The 24,300-nt window shown below is 67.2% G+C and carries 10 protein-coding genes and 3 pseudogenes; 6 read left to right on the top strand and 7 right to left on the bottom strand.

All coding sequences use genetic code 11. The annotated features are described in order from the left end of the window. Nucleotides 1–88: 88 nt before the first annotated feature. Together ACTMSW_RS18835 and ACTMSW_RS18840 are read right to left on the bottom strand one after the other, a co-directional pair. Nucleotides 89–994: a thermonuclease family protein gene (locus ACTMSW_RS18835; RefSeq protein WP_441181928.1), complete on the bottom strand. Its 906-nt coding sequence runs from the start codon at nt 992–994 to the stop codon at nt 89–91. A gap of 408 nt (nt 995–1,402) precedes the next feature. Next, nucleotides 1,403–2,013, bottom strand: a pseudogene (locus ACTMSW_RS18840) (HNH endonuclease family protein). Nucleotides 2,014–2,041: 28 nt separating this feature from the next. Here ACTMSW_RS18840 and ACTMSW_RS18845 point away from each other — a divergent pair. The 5 genes and pseudogenes from ACTMSW_RS18845 to sepX all read left to right on the top strand — a co-directional run bounded on the left by ACTMSW_RS18845 (nt 2,042) and on the right by sepX (nt 6,910). Continuing rightward, nucleotides 2,042–2,892 (top strand): annotated as a pseudogene (locus ACTMSW_RS18845) (IS5 family transposase). Nucleotides 2,893–3,409: 517 nt separating this feature from the next. Then, nucleotides 3,410–4,258 (top strand): ATP-dependent DNA ligase, encoded by an 849-nt coding sequence (locus ACTMSW_RS18850; protein ID WP_441181929.1) that lies wholly within the window; start codon nt 3,410–3,412, stop codon nt 4,256–4,258. A 345-nt stretch (nt 4,259–4,603) separates the two neighbouring features. Next, a complete protein-coding gene (locus tag ACTMSW_RS18855; protein ID WP_441181930.1) occupies nt 4,604–5,491 on the top strand; it encodes a hypothetical protein in 888 nt (295 codons plus the stop codon). Nucleotides 5,492–5,686: 195 nt separating this feature from the next. Next, a pseudogene (locus tag ACTMSW_RS18860) lies at nt 5,687–5,863 on the top strand (GNAT family N-acetyltransferase); the annotation flags it as partial. 249 nt (nt 5,864–6,112) lie between these two features. Then, a complete protein-coding gene (sepX, locus tag ACTMSW_RS18865) occupies nt 6,113–6,910 on the top strand; it encodes a divisome protein SepX/GlpR (protein ID WP_441181931.1) in 798 nt (265 codons plus the stop codon). A gap of 115 nt (nt 6,911–7,025) precedes the next feature. Here sepX and ACTMSW_RS18870 read toward each other — a convergent pair whose 3' ends face one another. Together ACTMSW_RS18870 and ACTMSW_RS18875 are read right to left on the bottom strand one after the other, a co-directional pair. Further along, a complete protein-coding gene (locus ACTMSW_RS18870; RefSeq protein ID WP_441181932.1) occupies nt 7,026–8,333 on the bottom strand; it encodes a hypothetical protein in 1,308 nt (435 codons plus the stop codon). 504 nt (nt 8,334–8,837) lie between these two features. Then, nucleotides 8,838–9,509 (bottom strand): AAA family ATPase, encoded by a 672-nt coding sequence (locus ACTMSW_RS18875; RefSeq protein WP_441181933.1) that lies wholly within the window; start codon nt 9,507–9,509, stop codon nt 8,838–8,840. A 77-nt stretch (nt 9,510–9,586) separates the two neighbouring features. Here ACTMSW_RS18875 and ACTMSW_RS18880 point away from each other — a divergent pair, with 77 nt between their 5' ends. Beyond that, the gene (locus ACTMSW_RS18880; protein WP_441181934.1) at nt 9,587–10,366 is read left to right on the top strand and encodes a transposase family protein; all 780 of its coding nucleotides are present in this window, start codon (nt 9,587–9,589) and stop codon (nt 10,364–10,366) included. A gap of 400 nt (nt 10,367–10,766) precedes the next feature. On the opposite strand, the gene ACTMSW_RS18885 is transcribed toward ACTMSW_RS18880, so the two are convergent. From ACTMSW_RS18885 to ACTMSW_RS18895, 3 genes are read right to left on the bottom strand one after another with little or no spacing between them, the layout of a single operon-like run. Further along, complete coding sequence (locus tag ACTMSW_RS18885; RefSeq protein WP_441181935.1) at nt 10,767–12,947, bottom strand: UvrD-helicase domain-containing protein; 2,181 nt, start codon at nt 12,945–12,947, stop codon at nt 10,767–10,769. After that, on the bottom strand, nt 12,940–19,509 hold the full coding sequence (locus ACTMSW_RS18890) for a DEAD/DEAH box helicase (RefSeq protein WP_441181936.1): 6,570 nt from the start codon (nt 19,507–19,509) through the stop codon (nt 12,940–12,942). The genes ACTMSW_RS18885 and ACTMSW_RS18890 overlap by 8 nt, the downstream gene beginning before the upstream one ends. Further along, the gene (locus tag ACTMSW_RS18895) at nt 19,506–24,293 is read right to left on the bottom strand and encodes an Eco57I restriction-modification methylase domain-containing protein (protein WP_441181937.1); all 4,788 of its coding nucleotides are present in this window, start codon (nt 24,291–24,293) and stop codon (nt 19,506–19,508) included. Before ACTMSW_RS18895 ends, ACTMSW_RS18890 begins: the two co-directional genes overlap by 4 nt. Nucleotides 24,294–24,300 lie beyond the last annotated feature (7 nt).

A 24,300-nucleotide genomic window follows, 5' to 3' on the forward strand; every position in this document is an offset into this window, starting at 1 on the left:
CGCCGGACCACCGAGGCGCGATACCCGCCCCTGCACGCGCTCTAGGTAGCCCGCTCGTCGTGAACGGGCTCCCCCGAAACGCCAGGTGCTACGTCGTGGTGACGAGTTGCGGGGCCGGTGTGAGGTTGAGGCGGGTGATGGCGTCGCGGAGGTCTGGAGGCCAGATCCACAGCCGGTATTCCGGATCGATGCGGAAGTAGTCCTCGGGGCCGTGCAGGGTGCGGTTGCGCATGTCGGCGCAGTACCGCTCGCGCCAGGATCGTTGGTGGACGGTCAGGGGCTGATCGGTGACCTTCTTGCGGGTGATCTGGAACAGCTTCTCCATGGCTCGGTATTCATAGGCCAGCAGTGTCTCCGGGTCGGCCCAGATCCCGAGGCGGTCGGTGCGGGCGTCGGCGGCGGCCTGGATCAGCAGGGCCAGGTCCTCGGCGCTGGGGATGGACGGGTAGATCACGAACGGCGCGGCCCAGCCGGCGGTGACGAGGTCGAGGTTGAACGTGGGCCGCTGGCTTTTGGGGATCTCCCGGCGTTCCTTCTCGCTGTAGTCGGGGGCGACGTAGGCCAGCAGGCGGTGGTTGGTGTCGAACGGGCTGTCTGCGGTGCGGATGAAGATGGCCCGCGGCTTGCCGTCCGGTCGGGCCAGGCGAGTGGTGATGTTCTGCTTGCCGAACGCAGACGCCGCCTGGCCCTGGGTGAAGTGCAGGCTCCCCGCTCGACCGGTCGCCAGTTTCGGCAGCAGGAACTCGGCCAGACCGGGGTCGATGGGTGCCTTGCCCTGGCGGATCCAATCCACGAGCTGCGCGAATTCCTGGTCGATCTCGCTGGCCCGCTGCGCGCTGCGGGCGGTGACCTCGGGAGTGTCCACCGACAGCATCCGCACGGGCATGCGCAGGTTCGGGGTGTCGCCGTCGGTGACGTCGACCAGGGCGCGGGAGCCCAGCGACGGCATGCTGTCCCCCGCCGCTGCCCAGAAGATCTGCACGGGTTCGATCATGGGTCGCCTCCAGGACCTGGCCGGTAAGGCACCGCTGTCACGGGCAAGTCCACCACGACCAGCGCGGGCGGCCCGCGCAGTGGCAGAAACACGACCACGAGGTCCACGTCATTTGCGACCAAGGGCGTGGGAACGAGCCTGAACTGCGCCGACATCTGCGCCGCCACGACTCCGGTGCAGCTGCGGCATGCCAGCGACGACGTCAACATCGGCCGCAGCCTGTTTGGACCGTGCGCCACCGCATGCCCGAGGCCCTCGCCATGGTCAAACGGCTCCTCGCCGTCGACGCGGGCGGCAGCTGGCGCGAGCAAGACGTTGATGCCGCATCGTTCCCACCGCAGTAAGGCGTGTACCCAACCGGCGGCACGTCCGGCGAAGGTCACCGGCCGGTCGGGGATAACCGGAGGGTCAGGAGCTGCAGGTGTTGAGCATGGTCTGCAGGGCGGACTTCTCCGACGACTGCAGGGTCAGGCCCCAGCTGTATTTCACGGTGATCCACATCTTGCTTGAGGTGCAGCGGTAGGACGACAGGGGCGGCTGCCAGGTTGAGGGGTCTTGGTCGCCCTTGGCCTGGTTGACGTTGTCGGTCACGGCGATGAGCTGGGGCGGGTGAGGTCGTTGGCGAAGCTCTGTCGGCGGCTGGTGGTCCAGGAGTTGGCGCCGGAGCGCCAGGCTTCGGCCAGGGGTACGACGTGGTCGATGTCGACGTCGGAGGCGGCGTACCAGGTGGCCCCGTCGTACGGGCTGTACCAGCGGCCGGAGGTGGCCGCGCAGGAGCTGTCGACCACGACGGAGGTGCCGTCGCGCTTGAGGACCTGCTCGCGGGTGTTGCAGCTGCCGCTGGTGGTGATCAAGTGCGGGAACAGGTCACGCGAGTAGCCGCTGGTGGAGCCGTGGATCGCGACGGTCAGGGCGTTGAGCTGGGACTGCGCGGTGGCCTTCGACGGGATGCCCGGCGGTGTGGCTGACGCCGGCTGCGCGCTCACGCCGAGTAACGACGCGCTAGGCGGTGTCTTCAAAGGATCTTGGTGTCGGATGATGTAGCGCGTGGGTCGTCGCTACGAGTTGTCTGACGTCGAGTGGGAAGCGCTGTCGAGGTATCTGCCATCGGCGGCGACCGGTGGTCGTCCGCGGGCCGATGACCGGCGGGTGCTCAACGGGATCGTGTGGAAGATCCGGGCCGGGGCGGCGTGGCGCGACGTGCCTGCCCGCTACGGATCCTGGCAGTCGATCTACACCCGTTTCCGCAGGTGGGCGTTGGACGGCACGTTCGAGAGGATGCTCGCCGGAGTGCAGGCCGACGCGGACGCGGCTGGGGACATCGACTGGCTGGTGTCGGTCGACTCGACGATCGTGCGGGCCCACCAACACGCCGCGGGCGCTAAAGGGGGCGGCGAGAAACGGACGAACCACAAGATCACGCCCTCGGTCGAAGTCGAGGTGGACTGACCACCAAAATCCACCTCGCCTGCGACGGCCTGGGCCGGACCCTGGCGTTCGTGCTCTCCGGCGGCAACGTCAACGACTGCACCCGCTTCACCCACGTCATGGCCGCGATCCGGGTCGAGCGACCTGGGCCCGGCCGACCTCGGGTCCGGCCGGATCACGTCATCGCCGACAAGGGCTACAGCTCGAAGGCGATCCGGTCCGACCTGCGACGGCGTGGCATCGGGCACACCATCCCCGAACGCGCCGACCAGCAGGCCAACCGCCGCCGACGCGGCCACCGCGGGGGTCGAGCGCCAGCCTTCGACAAGCAGCTCTACAAGCGGCGCAACGTCGTCGAACGCTGCTTCAACCGACTCAAGCAGTGCCGCAGCGTCGCCACCCGCTACGACAAGACCGCCACCTCGTACCAGGCCACCGTCACCATCGCCGCCCTACTCCAATGGTTGTGACTCTTTGAAGACACGGCCTAGCGGCGATGGCGAGGAAGACTGCGGCGGTGTGACGTGTGGCGCGGGGGAAACGGGCAGGAAGTCGCGTCATCCGCATGGGGTGCCTCCTCGGCCTCCGTGGGTGGACGGACACCGTCTCTGACGATCATGTCCATCGAGGGGCATGTTTGTGAAGAGGTGAGGAAGCGGCTCCGGAGATTCGAGCAGACGCAGCTTCTCCGGGACGAACCCGGCGCCGAGACCCGCCCAGACACGGGCCCTTTCGACGACTTCACATCGGCCGGCGAGGCGCCGGCACCGCCGACGGCAGTCCCGCAGAGTCCTTCGCGCCTCGTCGTCGCCGTGGGGCATCGAGCATCCGGCATCTTCCAGCGGCCGCCCCGAGAAGTCCCTGACGATCAGGAAGGGAGGTGAGGGTTGTTCGCGCTTACTGTCTGTGGCGTGCGCTGCGGTGACCCCGGCTCGCCGGCGCGCCGGCACGGCCGTCACCGACTTGGTGCACCCGCCTTTCGCACCGATGCTGGCGAAGTCCGTCGACACCGCGCCCGAAGCACCGGGCGTTGTCTACGAACCGAAGTGGGACGGCTGGCGAGCGATAGCGTTCCGCCGCCCGAACGGGGTGTACCTGCAATCGAGGGCCGGCCGGGACCTCAGCTCCTACTTCCCGGACATCACCGAAGCGGTGAGCGAAGCCGTGCCAGCAGGGGCGGTCCTCGACGGGGAGCTCGTCGTGTGGGAAGGCGAGCGGACCAACTTCTCCCAGCTGCAACGACGGGTCACCGCCGGCGCACAGCTACCGGCACTGATCGGGCGTCATCCCGCGCACTACGTCGTCTTCGACCTCCTGCGCGCTCCGCCCGGCCGGCCGCTGCTGGACACGACCCTGATCGAGCGACGAGCCCTGCTGGAGCAGCTGCTCGCCGATGCGCCGGTCTCACTCACCCTGTCGCCACAGACCACCGACCTTGAGCAAGCCGTCGAGTGGTTGCACACCTGGACAGCCGCCGGCATGGAAGGACTCATGATCAAACGGCTCGATGGGCGGTACGAGCCCGGCCGACGCGGCTGGCAGAAACTCCGGGCCTACCGCACCACCGAAGCGATCATCGGCGGCGTCACCCCCACCATCGACAACCCGCAAACCCTCCTGCTCGGCCGCGTCGACCAGCACGGACGACTCCGATACACCGGCCGCACCAGCCCTCTGCGGCCACCACAGCGCACCGAACTAGCCAGCCTGCTCACCCCTCACGACCCGACGTCAGAGGCGAAACACCCCTGGCCGCAACCCCTGCCCGCTGCCTGGCCGGACAACTTGAGCAGCCACAACCACTCCCCTACGCCCAGATCACCCCAACGGTCGTAGCCGAAATCGACGTCGACACCGCCTACGAGCACCACCGGTGGCGACACCACGTCCGATACGTGCGCCCCCGACTCGACCTGTCCGCCACCGACGTGCCCCCACTCGATAATCACGGCTGACGGCATCCGCATCACGGCAGCCGGACGCGCAGCTACTGTCGCCTGTACCGCCGGCGGCCTTGCTCGGCCAGCGGCACGGATGGCGTGCGGAGGTCTCAGGCCTGGAGTCGTCGTGGGGGTGTCGATCACGGAGGCCGACACCAGAGCGTCGTGCTGTGATCTGGGCGCGGATGCACGGCGATTTGTCTGCCCGGACGTGTCGCCGGGCAGCGTTAAGCTGCCGCCCATGATCGTCGACGCAGCACGAGGGTGGAGCCTCGACCTGGACACGGCACAGTCGGTAGCCAGATCGATCGCCAAAGGGTCGGGCGCCGAGCTGCTCGAGGTCAGAGCACACGAGTACGCGGGGCGAAGCGCTCCGATCGCCACGTTCGCGGTCGGCGGCGAGCAGTTCGCGTTCGTGCCCGGCGGCGAGGTGATGGTCGGGTTCGACGGCGACCGGTTCGCGCCGACGCCGCAGCAGGAGACGAGCTTCGCCGAGAGCGCGGACGAGTACGGCATCGAAGGTGACATCCGGCACTTCACTGACTCAATGACCTCACCGGCGCGGACCGTCGTCCTGCCACCGCTGCTGGTCGCTGTGGAGGCGGTCGAGGCAGGCGCTGTACCGGTCTCGCCGGATCACCCGGACATCGTGCGCTGGGTCGACCAGAGCCGACGGCGGCCGGGACCACGCGAGGGGTCCGCGCCGCGGCAGATTGAGTGGTCGGGCGCCGGTCGCGTGATCCTGCGGCCGGACTGGACAGTCGAGGCGGCCTGGCTGCTCGACTCCCCTTCGTACGACGGCGAGATCGACCGATTGGCCGCGCTCGGGCAGCGGCTCTTGACGCCAGACGAATGGGAACACGCATGCGGTGCGGGAGCGACGACCCTGTTCCGATGGGGCGACGCCAACCCGCCGAGTGACCCATGGTCAGCGAAAACGGGACCCCACCGTGTGCCCAACCTGTTCGGTCTCCACATCGGCCAGGACCCCTACCAGGAAGAGCGCACCGCCGAGCGAGGCGTCGTCTGCGGTGGTGACGGCGGAAGCGCGGTCTGCGGCGGAGCCGGCGACTTCCTGGCCTGGCTCACGATCGCCACCGCATTCCGCGACGCCCACTACGCGGCATAGGTCGCGGCAGACGACGACTTCGGCACCATGCGGATCCGCCCAGCGATCCCGTTGACCTAGCAAGCCTTTCCCGCGTAAGCCGTACTCGTCCTCGGCGGTGATGGCGATAGCGGCGAAGGCGGCCTACTAGTTAACCCAACCCGTCGCGCACGAGGCGCGTGGCGGCAGCCGGCACATCGATCAGCCCGTTGATCAACGGCGGTCCTTGCGGTGGACCAGGCGTTCGAGCCGGCCGGGTTGCACCTGGTCGAGGTCGACATCCGGCCGGAGAACCGGCCGCCTCGGCGGGTGGTGAAGAAGCTGGGTTTCCGCGAGGACGCGTACCACGTGCGCTACATGCACATTGACGGTGCGTGGCTGGACCACATTCGATAAGCGATGACCTGTGAGGAGATCGCCGCCGAGGGTGGCCCGTTGGCATCGGGTGCGTGCCGCCGGGCGGTGAGCCGTCCCACGGGCGGGATCGGCGCGGCGTGGCGGCATCGCCGCCGGTGCGCCGTAACCTCAAGTAACTGCAAGCTGCGGCAGGCGCTGCCCGTCCGGCCGATCCACGCAGCCGAGCTGTTCGGCGGAAGATCCTGCGGTGGGGTGGTGGTTGCTCCGAATTCGGTGACGGGAGGGGTGAGGGTGCCGACCTCGGTGCTCCTTGCCGTCCTCGCCGCTGCCGGCCTGCTCGCTCTGGCCCCGGCGCTGGTTCGCCGGTATGACGCCACCGAGCGGCTGGTGGCGGAGCGGGCGCAGTCGACGGCGCGGGTACTCGAGCGCCGCCGACGGCGTCGTACGGTCCCGCGCCGACGGCCGGTCAACCCGTCCCGTGCCCTCATCGTCACGTTGACTGAAGACTCCGCGACGGGGCGTCTGGCGGCGCCGGTGTCCGGGCCGCCCGCAGCCCGCCGGCCGAGTCGGCTGCGCGCCGTGCCGCCGGCCCCGAAGCGGTCCCGCCGCCGGCCATCGCCCAAGCGCCGGCACCACACCCCGGCGATCTACCGGCGGCGCCGGGTGCTGGCTGCCCTGCTGCTGCTCAACTTCGTCGAGCTGATCGGCGTGATCGTGGTCAGCCCCGGGTTCTGGATCAGCTTCTCGGCCACCGTCACCCTGCTCGTGGTGTACGTCGCACACCTGCGGGGGCGGGCGTTGGCTCAACGGCGGCGGCGACGGTCGGAGGTTCGAGAGGCGGCCTGGCTGGCCGCCCGTCAGGCTGAGGTGCGGCGGGAGCAGGCCCGGCGGGCGGCGGCCCGCCGGGAGGCGCAACGCCGGCTGGCGGCCCAGCGCGAGGTGGTACGCCGGGCCGCGATGGGCCTCGACCGTCCCGCCGACCTGCCGGCTGCGGCCAACGGCGGCGGCTCCGTCTCCTACCGCCGCTCAGGCGGCGTCCGCGGTCGCCCCTACCAGTCCGGCCGCACCTCCCACTCCGCCTAATGGGTCGTATCGAGTTGTCGTAGGACACTCGGCTCCGGTAGCCACGGAAAAGCGCCGTCGAGTCGAAGGATTCGTTGGCAACCAACAGGGGAGCGGCCGGCACTGTCTTGGCCCGTCAGCGCACGGACTTCCTACTGCTGCTGTCCATCCGTGGCCGGACGTCTGCCGCCGTCGAGGCGCCCGCCCGTTCCTCCGGGTCGTTGGGGCCGCACAATTGGCGCAGCATCGACGGCAGGTGGCGGTCGCGCGTCGTCGCCCACCCGGCGAGACAGTCGAAGTAGGCACCTTCACGGGCGGCGGGCAACGCGTCGATCGGTATGGCATGGTGCGCGGCGGGCAGACCGACAACGCTCGCGTAGTCAGCTCGCGCCACGAGCTGGGCGATCCCCGTTTGTTGCTCGACGACGAGCGTCGCCATGGCGCTCAGAGCTTCGAGGTCGTTGACCAGGTTGCCGTACAGATGGTTCCGCCCTGGGACGTGGGCGAGGTCAAGGGCGACGGCGAAGCCGTACGCGGCGGGCTCACGAGGCACATCAAGGTGGGAGTACGGCGGCCCGAGCAACTGCCGGACAGCGTCATGCGGCGACGCGCCGACGCCTGCGATCCCGCTGCCATACTCGATCTTGTCGAGTAACCAGACGGCTGCCTGCTCGAGAAGCGCCCCGGCGGCGTCTCGCCGGCCGGTCATGGCGAGGAACAGGCCTGTGCACAGCAGCGAGAACGACCATTCGTCTGAGGCCGGGTGCGCGCAGCCAGTGGTCGCCGCGACGACGTCGGCAACGTACTCGCCGAGCTCGGCGGCGCCAGCATCGTCACCTTGTAACAACCGCCAGATGCCTAGCAGGGCCAGGCACTCGCAGAGCCGTGCGACCTTGACGTTGTGCACGACGAAGAGGTCGATGCCGGAGTTGCTCTCAAAGGTCACGTGGAGAGGGTCAAGCTTCCGGACGGTCTCCCAGAAGGTTTCGGCGTGCGCCGAGAACAGGCGCCTGGCGACATCGAGCTCGGCTGCCCTCTGGCCCTCGTCAAGGACGGGGGTCTCCCAGGCCGCACGAATGAGAAGAAAGGCGACCTGGCACGCCAGGTCCTCCCGACCACGATCGGCGGCTTCCTTCGCCAAGAACGCGGCGCCGAGCACGTGACTCCAGCGCTCCTTGTTTGTCAGGCCGTCCCGGAACCAGCCTTGGGAAACCTTCCGTAGCTCGGCTCTGTCGCCACTCCCGCATCCGAGCCTGCCGAGCATCTCAAGCGTGCGGGCGCGGTCTAGCGCCGGTACACCCTCGACAAGAACCTGCACGAGCCCTGGTACTAGCCAGTCGACGTCCCAGAGCTCGGCGGGGCTCTCGCCGCGGTTCTGGTGGTACTCGTTGTAGCTCTGGAACTCCACACCTGCGCCGCCCTTGAGCCGCCCGGTGGTGGCCACGACGAGTCGCCGCGGAAGCGAAGGGTCGAAGCCGGGATGGACAACACCCCCTGTGGTCGCCCACCTCGACGACACCTATAGCGCCATGGCCAATCAGAAGCAGATCCGCAGCGACGCAGACCCCTCCGTGGGATGGAGCTATTTGCGCAAGCTGATCCAGCTGCAGGTCCCAGTTCCCGGTATCCCGGACGACCTCGTGCCCTCAGTCCTCGCCAGCCTGCTTGAGACCGAAAGTGTGGGCGACCAGCCGCCTGTCGCCATGGCCGACCGACAATACGGGGCAACGGATCCGGTCCAGGAGATTCCGCAGGGTCCGTCCGCGCCCGATCCGATAACCGGGGCCGCCGCAGCCCGCGCTACGCCCGCGACCGCCCTCGTCACGGCGACGATTGTTCGAACCCTGGAACTCGACGATGATGTGCGGGCGCTTCTGGCGGAGCGGGTGGCCGCCCTTCCACAGCTATCCGTCCGCGAGGCTAAACGGATCCTGACCACTTGGCAGTTCTACGTCCATGTCGTGGAACTCCTCGAACCGATGACCGGCAAGGCATCGGTGCAGCGCGCCGCCCGGCTTGCCTTAGGGACGTCCCGTAACTCGGGGCAGCTTGGGCGAGGTGATCCGGGAGATCCGTGATCGATGGCTGCTGCGTATTGCCGGACGAACTCGACGCGGGAGGCGACATCGCTGCGCGGCAGGGTACTGAGCTCGTAGCCGTGGTGGGTGTAGGCAGTAACCATGGCGTCGTGGGTACGGACGGCTTCGGCGAAGTCTTGGTGTCGTTCGCTGTCAGTGGTGTAGATCTGCGGCCAGGGCGGGGCGATGAACACACGCTGGTGGTAGCGGAACAGCTGCGCTGCGGCTGTCACGTGGGCGGGAACGGGCTGGCCGAGTAGGAGGTAGTAGCCGACCATGTCCGGGATCCCTCGGTCGAAGAAGACGGGCCCGGGATGCGGGCTGGCTTGGCGGTAGGAGCGGATCTCCCAGCTGAGCATGATCTCGGCGAACAGTCGTGAGTCGCCGGTGTGCAGCGCCTGGCCGCCGATCGACAGCTGGTCCTGGATGATCTGTCGTCCCGCTTCGTCGACGCAGGCGTAGCCGGCGCGCCGCAGGCTGTCGATCAGCGTGGTCTTGCCGGCTCCGGGTCCTCCGGTGATGACGATGTACTGGCTGCTCACGTCGTCCTCTCTGATAGACGTGCACTCCTCGTGACCCCAGCGTCTGTCCGCTAAGGACGATCATCGAGGATGCGTGGGTGCAGGTGATCTCCGCAGCCCGCCAGGAGTGGATCTTCCCGTTCACTGGGCTGACCCCCGCCCAGTTCCGTAGGTTGGTCCGTCTCGTCGCCGAGCGTGGCGGGGACGGCATCGCTGACGGCCGGCCGGGCCGACAGTGGGCCCTCGATCTTCCCGACCGGGTGCTGTTGGTCGCCGTCTACTGGCGCACGAACCTGACCATGCGGCAGATCGGCCCGCTGTTCGGAGTGTCGCATTCCGCCGCGCACCGAGTCATCGACACACTCGGCCCGCTTCTGGTTCTCGCACCTGTGCGCCGCCGGCCGGTCGACCAGATCGCCATCGTCGACGGCACCCTCATCCCGACGCGGGACCACCGCCTCGCGGCGCCGAGCAAGAACTACCGGTACTCGACGAACCTGCAAGTGGCCATCGACGCCAGCACGCGCCTGGTCATCGGCGTCGGCGACCCCCAGCCGGGCAACCGCAACGACACGATCGTCTACCGCACCTCCGGCATCGAGCAGAAGTTGGCCGGACGGCCCGTCATGGCCGACGGCGGCTACCGCGGCAACCCCGAGGTAATCATCCCCTACCGCAAGAACCGCGACGGCAGCCCACTACCGGCCTGGAAGCAGGACCTGAACGCCCAGCACCGCACCGTCCGAGCGCAGGTCGAACACACCCTGGCCAGGATGAAGAACTGGAAGATCCTTCGCGACTACCGCCGCGCCGCCCGCACTCTGACCGCCGCCGCGTCCGGCATCGCCAACCTCCACAACATTGCCCTGACCTGGTGACCACAGACGCCGCACCAGCCAACGCCTTCACCCAGTTACGAGACGTCCCTTTGGTGTGGTACTGGATGGAAGCACATTCGCGACCTGGTGGTGATCGCGTGGACTACGACGCAGTACCTCAACTCCGACCTCGGCCGATAAGTCTTGGGAGGTCCGTCGGTTCGCGGCCCGCCCATCCTATCGATCCTCCTCAAGCGTAGACCCTTGCTACAAGGCTCGGCACCCAGTGGTCACGCTGATGAAATGAGAGGCTGCCCAGGACCTTGCGCCCCTTGTCAGCGCTCGCGAGCGAAGGTCGTCCGATAACGCCGGCCGGGGTGTACGCGGGCATCCCAAGCGGCGAGCCTCTGTGTCGGGACGTTTGATCAGCTTACGAGGCGATCGGCAGTACGGTATGAGCTCATGAGGCCTTGCCGACAAATCCGGCAAGGAACTGGCTGGGTTTGCCAGACCATGTAATGGAAAGCGCTTCACGCGCCCGGGTTGCCGAGACGAACAGCAGCGAACGTTCGCGCTGGATGTCCCGCTGGTGGTCGAGGTGGTCTGCCTCTTCCGAGGTGACTGCGGCGGGCAGGGGGAGGTAGCGGGCGCCGGCGCCGATGATCGCGACGGCACGGAATTCCAGCCCCTTTGCGCGGTGCATGGTCATCGCTTGGACGCCCGCCTCCGGCTTGGAAATCTGCCCGGACTTGGCCAGAGTTGCGGTCAACCCGCCGGCTTGTAGCGCGGTCACCGCAGCAGTGGCGACGGTATTGGTACGCGCGATGACGGCGATCTCGTCCAGCGGGATACCGCCGTCGTGCCATCTGTGGATACGGCGAGCCAGGGCAGCTATTTCCGCCGCAGGTGAGGCGTATCCGACGACCTCGGGTTTACCGCCGCGCAAGATGGAGCGGTAGCCACGCAGACTATCGGAACCGCCGTCGAGGTCATCGTAGCCATCAGGGTTGTGGGGATCGATGACGTTGATCGCTGCGTGGAGGATCTGTCGGGTGGTGCGGTAGTTCAAGGTCAGTCGATGGGACCGGCCGCGGATGTCGATGCCGAGCTTGCCGAGGGTTACTCGGTTGTCGTAAATGCGCTGGAAGGTATCACCGACGATGAACATGTCATCGGCAGCAATTGGGGCGAGGGCGCGGAGCACGTTCCAGTGGGCGGCGTGCAGGTCTTGGGCCTCGTCGACGACGACATGCCGGTATGGCCGGTCGACGTCGGTCCAGGTGGCTGTGATGTCCCCGGCGCGGACAGCGGCCTGTTTGAAGCCGAGTGCCTTGTCGCGGTCCAAACGACGCTCGAATTCCTGGATGAACGCCCAAATGGTGGCCCGCTCGGAGCGGGTCAGGCGGCGCCCTCGTCCAGAACGGCGGGCGGCGAAGTATTCCTCTCGGGTCCGAATGTTCTGAGCGAGGACGACCTGCTCCCATTCACTGATCATGAAAGGTCGGTCGAGTGAGTCGTTCGTGGACAGCTCGGTGATCACATCCTCCCAGCGGGCAGCGATGGCGGCATCGCCGAGCACTTCCACGTTGGCCCACCGGGCTTCGGTGTCCCCACGCAGGATGTCGCGGACGACCTTGTCGATGTTGAGCACGTCGACTTTGGCAGTCAGTTCCGGACCACCAAGATCATCGAGGAGTCGTTGAAGTAGGTCGGACAAGGCGTTGGTGTACGTCGTCAACAGGATCTTCCGGTCGGGATCAGCAGGTAGGCCGGCTGCGAGAGCCTTGACCCGGTGCAGTGCGACGACGGTCTTGCCGGTGCCGGGGCCGCCGGAGACGCGAGCTGGCCCGTTGTAAGGCCTGGTGCGGTAGGCAAGCCGGCGCTGCTGGGGGTGCAGGAAGATCCGCCACTCAGACATAGGCTTGAGGAGCATCCGCTCCAGCTCCTGTGAGTCGTCGGTGACCACAGCGAACGACTCTCTGGTGGCCGGCCGGTCGACCGCAGCAGACACGTCTTCGGGGTCGACGTCGCCCTCGGCCTTGGACTGGGTGACGATCTCTTCCCACACCTCGTCGGTGGTCTTGCCGTCGGCAAGCGCGAGAATGACCTGACTGGCGAGTTTGGGGATCTGCTCAGCGATACCCAGCAGGGCGTCTTCGCTACGAATCTCGCGAAGCGTCGGAACGAGCGCCGGCGCGATGCCGAGCCGCACGAAGTCGGCGTCGGAGACCCCGTCGAAGAAGCCAGCTTTGCTGTGTTCGGTGGGCAGGCTGTCACCTGTCCGCAGCAGAATTTCTTGGATCGCGCCGTGGTGGTAGAACTCAACCCCGCCGGTGACTTTGTTGACGTTCCATACGGTTTGTGCGGCGTAGGTGTACGCGTCGTCATGCGGCTTGATACTGGCCAGGTAGAAGGTTGTGCGGTCGGGTCGCCAGAGCACGGCTCGGAAGTTGTCGTTGACTCGCGCGGTCCAGACGCGCTTGTCCTGAGCGCCGTGCGGCTGTTTGAGGTTTAGCCCGGAGGCATCGGGGCCCTTGCGGAGTTTCAGCATGAAGTCGACCACTCGGCGTTGAATAGTCGCATCGAGGCTCTGGTACGCCTTGTCGAAGGTATCCGCGAACAGGACGTTGACCTTAGCCACGCGCTGCCTCCAACTTCCTGATCAAATCAGTGACCTCAGGTATCGCATTGTCTTTGTCGGCACGCTGCAAGTGCCAGCCGGCTGCGAGGTAGGCGTCATCCCGGTCGATGCTGTCATCGATAACCACTGCAAAGCGGGCGCTGGGCCAAGCCAACTCCACCGACCATGCCTCGTCACCGAGTTCGTAGCCGACTTGCGGCAGTGGTGCGTGCGCGTGGGCAAGCGCCTTCAGCAGCCACCTCACCTGCGGCGAGGAGAGGTCGATCGCCTCAGCCCAGGCTGCTGGCAGGATCGGCTCGGCCGCGACGGACTGTGCCGAGGCGAGTACCGGCACCCGGTGCGGGTCGAGCAGCGCGACCTGCGACCATGCGGTCTGTTCGAAGAAGCGGCTCGGCCCAGTAAGGAACTGCAACAGGTTCGACCAGGCCAGCCACTGCGCCCAGCGGGCCCGGTGCTCCTGGTCGCTCAGCGCTTCCGGACGGTCGTCGAGACAGGTGAAGACCGACCAGGCCATTGGATCGGCCTTCCCCGCCGGGGTGGCGCGGTTGTCGCGGATACCCACGATGCGGCAGCCAGCCGGGCTGGCAGCCACCAGCGCCGCCGCTTCGGCCGGCTTTCCCGATGCGGTGGGCATTCGCGTTGTCCCGGTGACGATGGAGGGAAGCTGGTCGGCGATCGCAGTGCGGTCTACCGGACCAGCCTTTCCCGTGGTGGCCAGCCCGGTCAGCAGCGACACCGCGCGCCGCGCCCAGATCTCCGGATCGGGGCGCTCGAGGAACGCCAGCAGGGCCTCAACCGGGTTGGCCAGGGCGCCGTCCAGCGGTCCAGCGGCGTGATTGTCCTTCAGTGTATTGGTGAAGTAGTGGTCGCGGGCCTTGGCCAGGCCCTGGTCGGTCAGCAGGATCGGGCGGGACGCATGGGTGTCGAGGTTCTGCTCGACACACGCGGCCCAGGACCGCACGTCGTCCCAGGTGAGCTGCCAGACCCAGATGCCGTCGTCACGCAGGGATGAGCGTTTGGCCGCGTCGGCGGCGATCTCGTTGTTCTCTGCACTGGCGTGGAAGGCGTAGCCGTCGAGGAAGATGGCGATCTTCGCCCCGTTATCGGCGCTGAGCAGATAGTCGGGTTCGCTGCGGACCGCGCCGGCCTGCACAACGTGGTCGCGCATCCGCCAACGCACTGCGGGTCCGTCGGCAGGCTTGAGCTTCAGTTCGAACTCCACGCCCCTGGAGCCAGCGCGGGGCGCCAGGGAGAACCGGTCTCGGGCTGCCTCGTCGTCCTGGGCCTTGTCGGCCTTGGCCCGCAGCGTTTCGACGAACAGTCGCTCCAGCTCGCTGTCGGCCAGGGCGTGGATCTGGATGTCAGCAAGCGTCTTGATCCTCTGGGGGTGCCAGCCCTCCAGGATGTCGGAGAGCAGCTCGATCGCGGTTTCCTTGGAGACCAGTTCGTGCTGGCTGGAGGGGACGAACGGCAGCATGCAGCGGTGGCAGGGCTGGCGATCCTCCTTGCCGCAGGGGCAGGCCTGCACGTGGGCCAGGGCCAAGCGCAGCACCTGCTCCATCGCCTTCGGATCTGCAAGGTTTTCAAGGTAGCCGGTGCCGCCGGGCATGGTGTCGTGCAGCACGAGGAACCGTCGAGGGGTATCCCGGTCGTCGCCGGGCATGGTGGCCGTCACCGCCCGGATGTGATCCGGTTCGCCGCCGAAATACTTGGTGATCCCCAGCATCAACGCGGCCTGGAAGGAAACTGCCCGCTTGGGCACCAGTGTCGTAGAGAACGGAAGCAACAGGCGCAGTGCGTGGGTGCGCAGCTCGTGACCGGTGATCAGGGAGGTAGTTTCCTCCTTGTGCACACCGAGCGGACGCTGGGTGCACCACAGCGCATGCCGAGTGCCAATCCGACGGGCCTGCCGGTCGTACGCCTGAGGGTGCACCCCCTGAACCGCGCCGCAAAGCCTGCACACCTGGAAACCGGGCGTCTTCACCGTCTCTCCGGCTACGTCGAAGTCCGGGCCGGGCACACCGTCGGGTCCAAAGTTGATCTTTCGAATCACGGCCTCCCGGGCGAACTCCACCCCGAAGAACCGGTCGGCGTTACGCCATGCCCGCAGCCCGTGCGGTTGCTGCGGGTCGATGTCCACCAACGTCTCCGTCACGTACCGCCGCTGGTCACGCTCGTCGCGGTCGTCGGTGATTCGCGCGTCCTCCCGGCGTTCTCGAGCCCGAGTACGTTCGGGCACCAGCACCTGGCGGGACGAGGCAGCCGGGTCGGCTATCCCACCGTCCTTACACCGTGGGCAGCGCTGCAGCACCACCTCGGCACCTTCGGTCAGTACATACCCGCAGGCCCGGCAAAACCGCCACGTCGTGTACGCGGCCCGAGCCGGGGTGCCGACATCGAGGCCGTCGACCACATACTTCGAACGGTCGGCATGGAACGTGTTGCCCGGCGCCAGTTCGGTCAAGGCCAGGCCCGCGCCGCGCCCGTACTCGAACGTTGTCTCCTGGAACTCCCCGTCAGGGTCCTTCCACCACAGCGCAGCGTCAAGCCATGTCGGGTCGTCGTGCAGCGTGTAGTTGGGCAGCAACCCCAAGCGCACCAGTGCGTTGACCGAGTTCTCCTTGACCAGGCCATCCAACCGGCGGCGAACCGCCTTTAGCTCGGCAAACAGGGCCCGCCTGTTGTCACGGCGCTCGGTGTCGGTGGTCTCGATCGGGATCGCGTCGAACGCGGAGTTGATGCTGGCGAGCCGTTCTTGCAGCTCCGCTCGCCGCCGCCGCCATGCGCTGACCGCCTTACCGACCTCGGTCTCGATGTCCTGCCGCGCAAAGTCCTCGACGGAATCCCGGGCGTCGTCGCCGATCCCGGGAAACAGCGCGATGAACCTGGCCAACAGCACATCGTGCCGGCTGCGGGACACCTCCAGCAGCCGCCGTAGCCACCCACCCGCGTCGTCCAGGCCGGACTGGAACAGCTCTCCGATCCACCGGGGCATCGGCGCGCTCGGAGCGGCAGTACCCTCCCACAGCGAGCGGTCGGCCGCCCGGTCGAACAGGTACGCCAGGTAATGCCGGCGCAGGATCTCCACCGCGTCCAGGTAACAAGCCGGCGGCACGATCCGGCCGGCCAGCATAGCCGTCGGCCGATGGAGGAAGTACTGGTTGCGGGCCCGCCGCGGCACGAACGCCATGACCAACGCGTTGCCGGTGGCCCGCCCGGCTCGTCCGATCCGCTGGGCGTAGTGCGCCGGGCCCGGTGGCATCGAGGTCAGCAGGACCGCCGACAGGTCGCCGATGTCGATGCCCAGCTCAAGCGTGGGTGTGCACGTGAGCACGTTCGGGTCGAAGGGGTGGGTGCGGTGCTTGAAGGCCCGCTCGACCCGTTGCCGCTTCGGCTTGCTCAACGCACCAGTGTGCTCGGCGGTGAGCACGTCTCCGGGTCGGTCCCGGTAGTAGAGTCGCCGATAGAAGTCCTCACCCGCCCGGTTTCGTACATCCTGGACAAACAAACCGGTGCACCGGAACCGCAGGCACCGCACCCCCACCCAGGCATCCAACAGCCCGGGGGCCACGGTCTGCCGCCAGGTGCACTCCGAACACCGCACCCCGTACTCTGCCACCTCCTCGGCGGCCTTGCCGTGCACCAGCGAATGCACCTGGATCCGGCTCGGCACCAGCGCGTACACGACAGCGCCATTACCGGCCTGATACGTGGCGACCAGACCTTGCTGCGTGAAGATTCGAAACGCCGCCGTGTTCAACGCCGCGGCCTCCTCCGCACTAGCCGCGACGCCGCTACGCTGTGCCCAGTCGGTCAACCAGGTCGCCGTACGCCCCCGGGCCAGCGCATCAAACTCGGTCTCCCCGTGCCCACCGTTGATCACGAAGCGCGGTGCGGCCAGCCCTCGGGGGAAGGCGGGCATCCCGGTCGGGCGCCCACCCCAGATCGGCCACCGACGGACGCCGGCCTGGTCCACGTACGTCTTCAGCCATGGGTGGTAAATCGCACCCATCAGCCGCATCCGCTCCAGCAGCCCTCGGGCGTACCCAAGATGGGCACGCTCGTCGGCTGGCAGCATCACCGCGCCGGGGATGCGCTGGTGCGCGTCCCGCAACTGGGTCACCAGTACGTCGGTATCCGGGATTTGAACATCGACGGCGACGGTGCGGGTCAACTCCAGGGTCCGTCCCATCCGGGAACGCAGCCCGAACTCCAACTGAGTCTGGAACACCAGCCGGTCCTGCAACATGTCCATCGCGCTGGTCACCGGCTCACCGTCGAGCAACCGCAGCACGTCCGGATCCTCTCGCAGGTCCGGCGGGACCAGCGAGGCCAACCGCTCGCGATCAGAGGCTCCCGCTTGCTCACTCACCGCCGACTCGGCGGCGTCCAATGCCAGATCGTGTACGGCCACCGCCGTGTCGGCAGACACGTTGGCCGTCAACAGCCCACGGAAGGTGAACCCGAACGAGCGATGCGCGATGAACCCGGCTCGGTGAGTGGCGTCCTGCACCGCGTCGGTGAAGGCCAGCAGTTTGCGCTCGCCGGCGGCCAGGTGTCGCTCGGAGAAGAGTTGGGTCGTGGTCACCGACGCCAACGTCGCCGTTCCTGCGCCGAGGAACCGCATCCCGTCATCCAGACCACAAGCCGGGCAGGTATCGCCGCTACCCGGCTCAACCGCTCCGACCACCGTGGTCACCGGTACGGTCCGGTCGGTCGGATTCGCGAGTAACTGTCGTCCTTCGGCGTCGAGATGCTGCACGAGCGGGTCATGCTCGCCGGCACGGAGCATCCACCGGACCCGGCTCTCCCGCCGCCCGGCGGCACGGTAGATCTCCAGCGGGCGTGTCTTCAAGTCCCGCCAATCCAGCGCGGCATCCTTGGACAACGCAGCCCATCCCGACTGCCCGCAATGGCGGCAATACACCGCCGGCAGGTGACAGCGCAGCGCGGCCGGTGGCGGCGCCGACGTGTCGGCGTCGGTGTCCTCGGCCGCCGCATCGTGCTCCTTCGGCCGATAGACCGCCAGGTTCAACCAGTTGGGATGGCTGTCCCCGGTTGGCCCGTCATCGTCGAACCAGCGAAAGTGCGGCTCATGGGTGGCCGCCCGGATAACCCGCCGGATCTCCCGCACCCACAACTGAGCCTCCACCCGCAACAGCGGGCGTAGCCGACCCTTCCGATCCTCGACACGCGCGACTGAGATGAGCGCCAGCAGCCGCAGCAAGGCTGGGGCGAACGCCGGCTTCGGCGCATCCGTCCGCGACGGCGCCCACGCCGGCCCACCACCGTGCACCGCGAACGGCTTAGCAATCTGCTCGATCGTCAACGGCCCCTCTGCGGCCGAATCCAGCAACGCCTTCACCAGGATGTGGTGACGCAGCAATTCACCCAGAGCCACTGGATCCCGCGCGTCGATCCCGACCGTCGCTCGCGCCACCTCGTCAAGGTCCGCCGGGTCACCCAACGGATCAGGGATCCCCGCCAACTGCTCCGGCGTCGGGAACGGCAGCTCGAAGTCGATTTCTCCGCAGAACTCCGCCGACGTCTGCCGGTCCTCACCGACCAGAGAGTCCGAGTTGAACTCGACTCCGAACACCTGCGTAGCGAAGTCGAGCAACTTTTTCTGATCCGCCTGTGCCGAGTGCTCACCCACCCCGGCGTCAGCAGCCCCGTCGCTGGCGAGAGTTGCCGACGTCCCGACCGGCGTGATCTGCCCCAACGGTCTGCCCGGCTCGGCCAGTCCCGTTGCCGCCCCCAACCGACGCAACAGCATCGCCACGTCCGTGCCTTGCGCGCCGTCGTAGGTGTGGAACTCGTCCAGCACCACATACCGCAGCGACCGGTCCTGCCACAGCGGCAGATCCGGCACCCGCTGCAGCAGCAGGTCCAGCATCTTGTAGTTGGTCAGCAGGATGTCCGGCGGGTTCTCCCGGATCTGCTCACGATCCCGCAGCACACGGCTGACCAACGGGTCGTCGTCCAACGCGGACGACCCGAATTCACGGCCGAACGAGCCCGGGCTGTCCTCGTCGTCATCGCCCTTATGGCCACCACCGATGTAGATTCCTGCGGTCACCTCGTGCAGCGCCGGCTCGTCGCGCAGCAGCTCGTCGATGCGCCGGGCCTGGTCGTCGGCGAGGGCATTCATCGGGTACAGCAGCAGCGCCTTCACGCCGGGCTGCCCCTGTGCACGGGCCCGGCGGCAGTGATCGAGCACTGGCACCAGGAACGACTCCGTCTTGCCCGAGCCTGTCCCGGTGGTCACGATCGTCGGCTTGGGCTGCTGCCCCTTCGACGACAGGTGCATCCACGCCCGCTCCTGGTGCAGGAACGGCTCCAACCCGTCCGGGAACCAGTCCAGGACCCGGCGGTAGGTGCCGACCGCTGGCTTGAAACCCGGCCGCACCCGCAGATACGGCCCGCGGAACACGCCGGTGCGCTCGTCGTTGAGGAATGACTCCAACACGTCGTGCACGTCGTCGTCGGCCAGCGCGAAAGCGGTGGTCAGGTACTGGACCAGGCTGCCCTTGAGGTCCTCGACCGCCAGCGATGGGATCACGGCTGCATCACATCCGGGTACTCTCCGGCGTCCAGCCGGCGCTGGAACTCGCGATGGGCGGAGCCCATCAGCCGTATGCGTGTCAGTTCGGATTCGGCGGAGTCCTGCCCCATGCTGGAGACGAACCGGCGATCGTTCTCCTCCAGGACCGGGAACTTGCTTCGATAGAGCATCTCGAGCTCCTCGCTGGACAATCCGAACCCGAGCGCCACCAGCGCATCGAGCTCGAGCTGGGCTTGCCTTCGCGCCGCCGGGTCATTTAGTGGGGTTTCCAGACTCCACGACTCGCGGACCTCCCCGAGGGGCAGGAGTTCGAGGCTCTCGGTAGTCCAGGTGTCATTCAAGAAGCCGGAGGAGTAGTTCCTGTTCCAATACTCGGCATATTCCGGCCCACGGCAGTTCAAGCGCATGGCACGAAGCGTCACCGCACCCCAGAGCGCCCCGAATCGCGGCACCGGCAGACCGAACAGGATCTCGTCTCGAACGTCCACATCACTTCCGGACTTGGCCAGGTAGTCCAGGACGACCGAGTTGAGGGAAACGAGACACAACGTGAGTTCGTCATCCGGTCCCGAGAGCGCGGATATCACGTCGGAGTGACTCGGCCCCGGTGGCATGAGCGCGGCCTGCAGGGTCCGCTCACCATTCAGGTCGACCCAGCGGAGGAAGAACACCCGGAATCCCCCGACGCCCACCTCCATCCCGAGGTCCTCTTCGTGGAATTGATAGGTGGTACGCCTGACCCCGCCCCGACCCTGGATGTCGGCTACGACCACCCGCTCATAGCTTCGATGGTTCTTGTAGACGGGCTGCGTCTGCTGATAGTACGGATCATGGACATTGAAGTGCGCGCCCTGGAGAAAGACCCGGCCGAGGGAGGAGGGGAAGCCGGCCTGCTTGCGAAGCACGCCGGCGTCGACTAGCGCCCCCTCCATCAGGCCCGGCGACAGCCGGACGGACAGACCTCTCAGCTTGTGCGGCCAGGCGGCCATCCGTTCGAGCACCCCGGCGTCGATCGTCGTGTGCGGCTGCATCAGACGCAGCCCCGCGGATGATGCGTCAGAATGTGAGAACACCGACCAAGCTCTGAGCTGCTCATCCCGGACTTCGACGATGCGTGTCGCGTGCGGGCGAAGGTCCCATTTCCCGTCGGGCAGCTTCATACCCGGGGGCTCACCGACGCTCCCACCGCCGGCCTTCTTCAGCGACAAGCTGTCCTCGAGGGTGCGGGGATCCAACAGATCCGTCGCCATCGTGAAATCGATATGACCTTCGCGTCCCGGACGGTACACCGCGATCGCGTAAGGCCGGGTATTGCCGATCTCCTCGAACAATTTGAGTTGGTTCGTGAAGCTCCAGAGCCGGACGAGCTGGGGGTAGAGGTACCGTCGCAGTTCGACCGACTTGACATCCGTCATGTGACCGGGCGGATGCACGAAGCCGACCACGCCGCTGCGCTTAACGGCCCGCCTCATGTTGATTAGGAAGTTCTTGTACAGGTTCGCGGCCGACTTCCCCAGCTGTGGGTAGTAGATCGGGTCACTCGTATAAGCGCGAACAACCTCCAATCCGGTAAACGAATCACAGACGGTCTGCAGATTCTCGCTGCGGGAGAGCACCGTCTCACGGATCTTGCTGATGCTCGAGGAACCGAACATCGCCGAGGCGTCGAACTCGGCGAACTCCTCCTCGGCGCTCCATTCCGGGCGCACCCATGGCGGGTTCCCCACCTGAAGGTCGAATCCGCCCTTGGCGAAGATCTGAGCGAACTCGAGCTCCCAATGAAAGAAGCCCTCGCGTTCAGCGATCTCATTGAGGACTGCCCACCAGCCGAAGCGGTGGTCGACAGCGATCCGCCCCGCGGGCACACACTGAGCGATGGAACGGTCGAGGTCTTCTTCCAGCGCCATCTGAGCGAAGGCATAGTCGACACCGAAGATGCCGAGCACATCGTCACGGTCGACGCCCTTGTCGAGTTTCCTGCCGGTCGACTTCGCCTTGGTGGGCTGGATCCCCAGCACGGCTTCGCAGAATGACAACCACTCGTCGATCGTGGGAGGGGAGATCCGTTCGGTTCCTTGGCCCACCGGCCAGAACCACAGCGCACACCAGGCGTCCATGACGGTTTTCAGCCGGTTGTAGGGGGACTCGCGGTCGGCGTAGAGCGCCATGGTGATCTCGTCGCGGGCCACAGCGCCGGAGGGCGGCCGCAGCAGCGGCCTCGCCGGGTCCACACCCCAGACGTCGATCGTACGGCGGATCTCCTGCTCCGAGATGGCGATCCGCTTGCGGGTCAGTTCCCAGAGCCGCTCCACTCGCTGGGCCAGGGCGAGAAGCCGGTCCTTGGTCTTCTTGTCGTTGGGTAGGTTGCGGATCTTCTGGCGCCAGATCCGCAGTTCCGCACGCTCGGCGGGGACGAACTCCCGCGCCTGTGACGTGTCGGCGACGGCGCCCCAGCCCTGCGCCGGCAGCAGGAAGTGGTGGATCTCGTCGTCGGCGAGGCGGTCGATGACCCGGCCGTTGGCGTCGCAGGCCATCGAGCGGTCGGTGGGCGGGGTGGTGCGCCAGACTCCGCGACTCAGCAGCGCGGCGGGATAGACCGCGCGGCGAGCCCCGACCAGGGAGTTACCCCGGCGCAGGTGCAGGCCGAACCAGGGGGCCTCGAGCTTGGCGTGCATGACATTGAGCCAGATCGAGACCTCAGCCAACTCGACCGCGGTGGCGTTGAGGTCGACGCCGTAACAGTTGTGCAGGGCCAGGTAGGCCTTGACCTTCTGCCGTTCAACCTCCAACCGATCGGGCAGCAGCCTCTCGCCGCGTTCGTGCTGGGCACGGTCGAGGTAGGCATCGGCGAGTTGGTTGATCGCCTCGTTGAGGAATGCGCCGGAGCCCAGCGCCGGCTCACAGATGGTGAGGTCGAGGATGTCCCGGGCAGAGATCTGCTCCGTCAGCAGCTCGGCGAGGGCGTGTCTGACCGTGCACTGGGTGAGGACCTCGGGTGTGTAGTACGAGGCGGATCGCTGCCGCTCACGTCCTGACAGCCGGTACACGAAGGAACCCTTGCGATGGATGACCCGTCCGGATTCCCCGGTGATCGGCTTGGTGTCCATCACGAAGTACTTCGGGTCGAAGTCGCCGGAACGGGCGACCGGGACGGTCCAGGTGCCCTTGGACGGGTCGGCCTTCTCCTTCTCCTCGCCGTCGGCAGTCCGCGCAGCGACCTTGACGGTATTCGCGACCTCATAGACGTCCTCGGTGGCGAAGAAGCCGCTGTAGGACATCAGCCCTTCGTAGACGGCGCCGAGCTGGTTGATGCCCAGTTGCGCGTACGAGATGAAACCCCGCTGGCCGGAGGATCGTCCGCGGCCCCGGCGACCGGTCGGCTCCGGGGACAGCATGAGCAGATTGAGCACCTGCCAGAGGCACTCGTTGCGCAGTCGGGTGTCGACGGTGCACTGGCCGACCCGCACCCGTTCACCGATTAGCGCGGTGCGGTCGGGGTAGAACAGCTCCGATTTCAGCGCCTCGAACCGGATGCCGTCGGTGTCGAGGGCGATCTCGTTGCCGTCGTCGTCGAGGACGACTTCCGCCGGCCGGTGCTGGTGGCCCTCGTCGACGAGGGTGAAGAGCAGGCTCAGCGAGTGGTGGAAATAGAGGCCCTCCTTGGCCTCCTCGGGCAGGTCTACGCTGACCGTGTCGGCGAGCCGAGCCAGCCCGTACCCCTGCTGATATGCCTCGTTCTTGCTGGGCAGGATGCCTAGCTCCGGGCGAGCCTCGGCGTAGAGCAAGAACAGGATCCGGTAGAGGTAGCGCAGCGACTGCTCGGTCAGCCTGCGGGCGAGCTTGTCGCCCAGATCGTCGGGGTCGGCGCCCTGCTCGCGGATGCGGTCGAGGATCTCCTGGGCAATCAGCTCGACGGACTGGCGCAGCGCCTCGCGTAGCTCCCGGGATACCTTGACCGCGTGCTTGTATCCCTGATCGACCAGCGCGGCGAGGGCGTTCTGCCCCTCGTACGTGATGAGCGATTCGGCGCCGAAGAGGGCGGCGATGGTCTCCAGTTCCCCGCCGGGGGTGTCGTCCTTCGTGTGCAGCGCCTGGGTCAGGTTAACCGCGAGGTAGCTGCGGGGCCAGGTGCTACGGTCGGCGAGCAGCACGACGTTGCCGGTCAGCAGCAGCACATAGCGGGGCGGGTCCTCGCCGGCAAACAGGAACTCGACGGCCTTGCCCGCGTGGTCGATCTCGGCGCCGCCGTCGAGCTTGATCGGGGACAGCAGCCGGCAGCCGCCCGTCGTGTCGACGATGCCGTCCGCGCTCTCAGCCCAGGTGGCGTCCAGCGCGACGAGTTCCAGGCCGCCGGGCCCGGTGGCGGCGAGCGCGACCTCGACCTGCCGGTGTTGGTCGAGCTGGACCACGTCCAGCGTGGTCCGGCGCAGCAGCTCCGTTGTGGTGTCGCTGGTGGGCGCGTCGAAAGCAAGTGCCCGCAGGATTAGATCGTTGAGATCGCGGGTCTGATCGACGATCCGCGCGTCGGTGAGCACGGCGACCGTGGGCGCTTCGCCGAGCTGCTCGGTGATCTCGTTGCGGCGGGTGTAGAAGCGCTGGCCCAGGGCCTTGATGCCGTGGGCGGAGGTGGCTGGCACGTCGGCGGGCAGCCCGTTGAGGGCGGCGGCCTTCTGCGCCGTGCTCCAGCGCTTCCGCAACCCCTCGAGGTCGTATTTGAGCAGCGAGGCCAGGTAGTGATCGGAGATGTACTCGCCATTGTTGGTGATCGAGTTGAATGCCATGGCTTGC

The organism is Micromonospora sp. BQ11 (assembly GCF_052068135.1).
GTDB lineage: Bacteria > Actinomycetota > Actinomycetes > Mycobacteriales > Micromonosporaceae > Micromonospora.

Excerpts from the sequence above, each read along its gene's own strand:
- ACTMSW_RS18835 (WP_441181928.1), bottom strand. The coding sequence starts at position 994 with ATGATCGAACCCGTGCAGATCTTCTGGGCAGCGGCGGGGGACAGCATG.
- ACTMSW_RS18850 (WP_441181929.1), top strand. The coding sequence starts at position 3,410 with ATGCTGGCGAAGTCCGTCGACACCGCGCCCGAAGCACCGGGCGTTGTC.
- ACTMSW_RS18855 (WP_441181930.1), top strand. The coding sequence starts at position 4,604 with ATGATCGTCGACGCAGCACGAGGGTGGAGCCTCGACCTGGACACGGCA.
- ACTMSW_RS18895 (WP_441181937.1), bottom strand. The coding sequence starts at position 24,293 with ATGGCATTCAACTCGATCACCAACAATGGCGAGTACATCTCCGATCAC.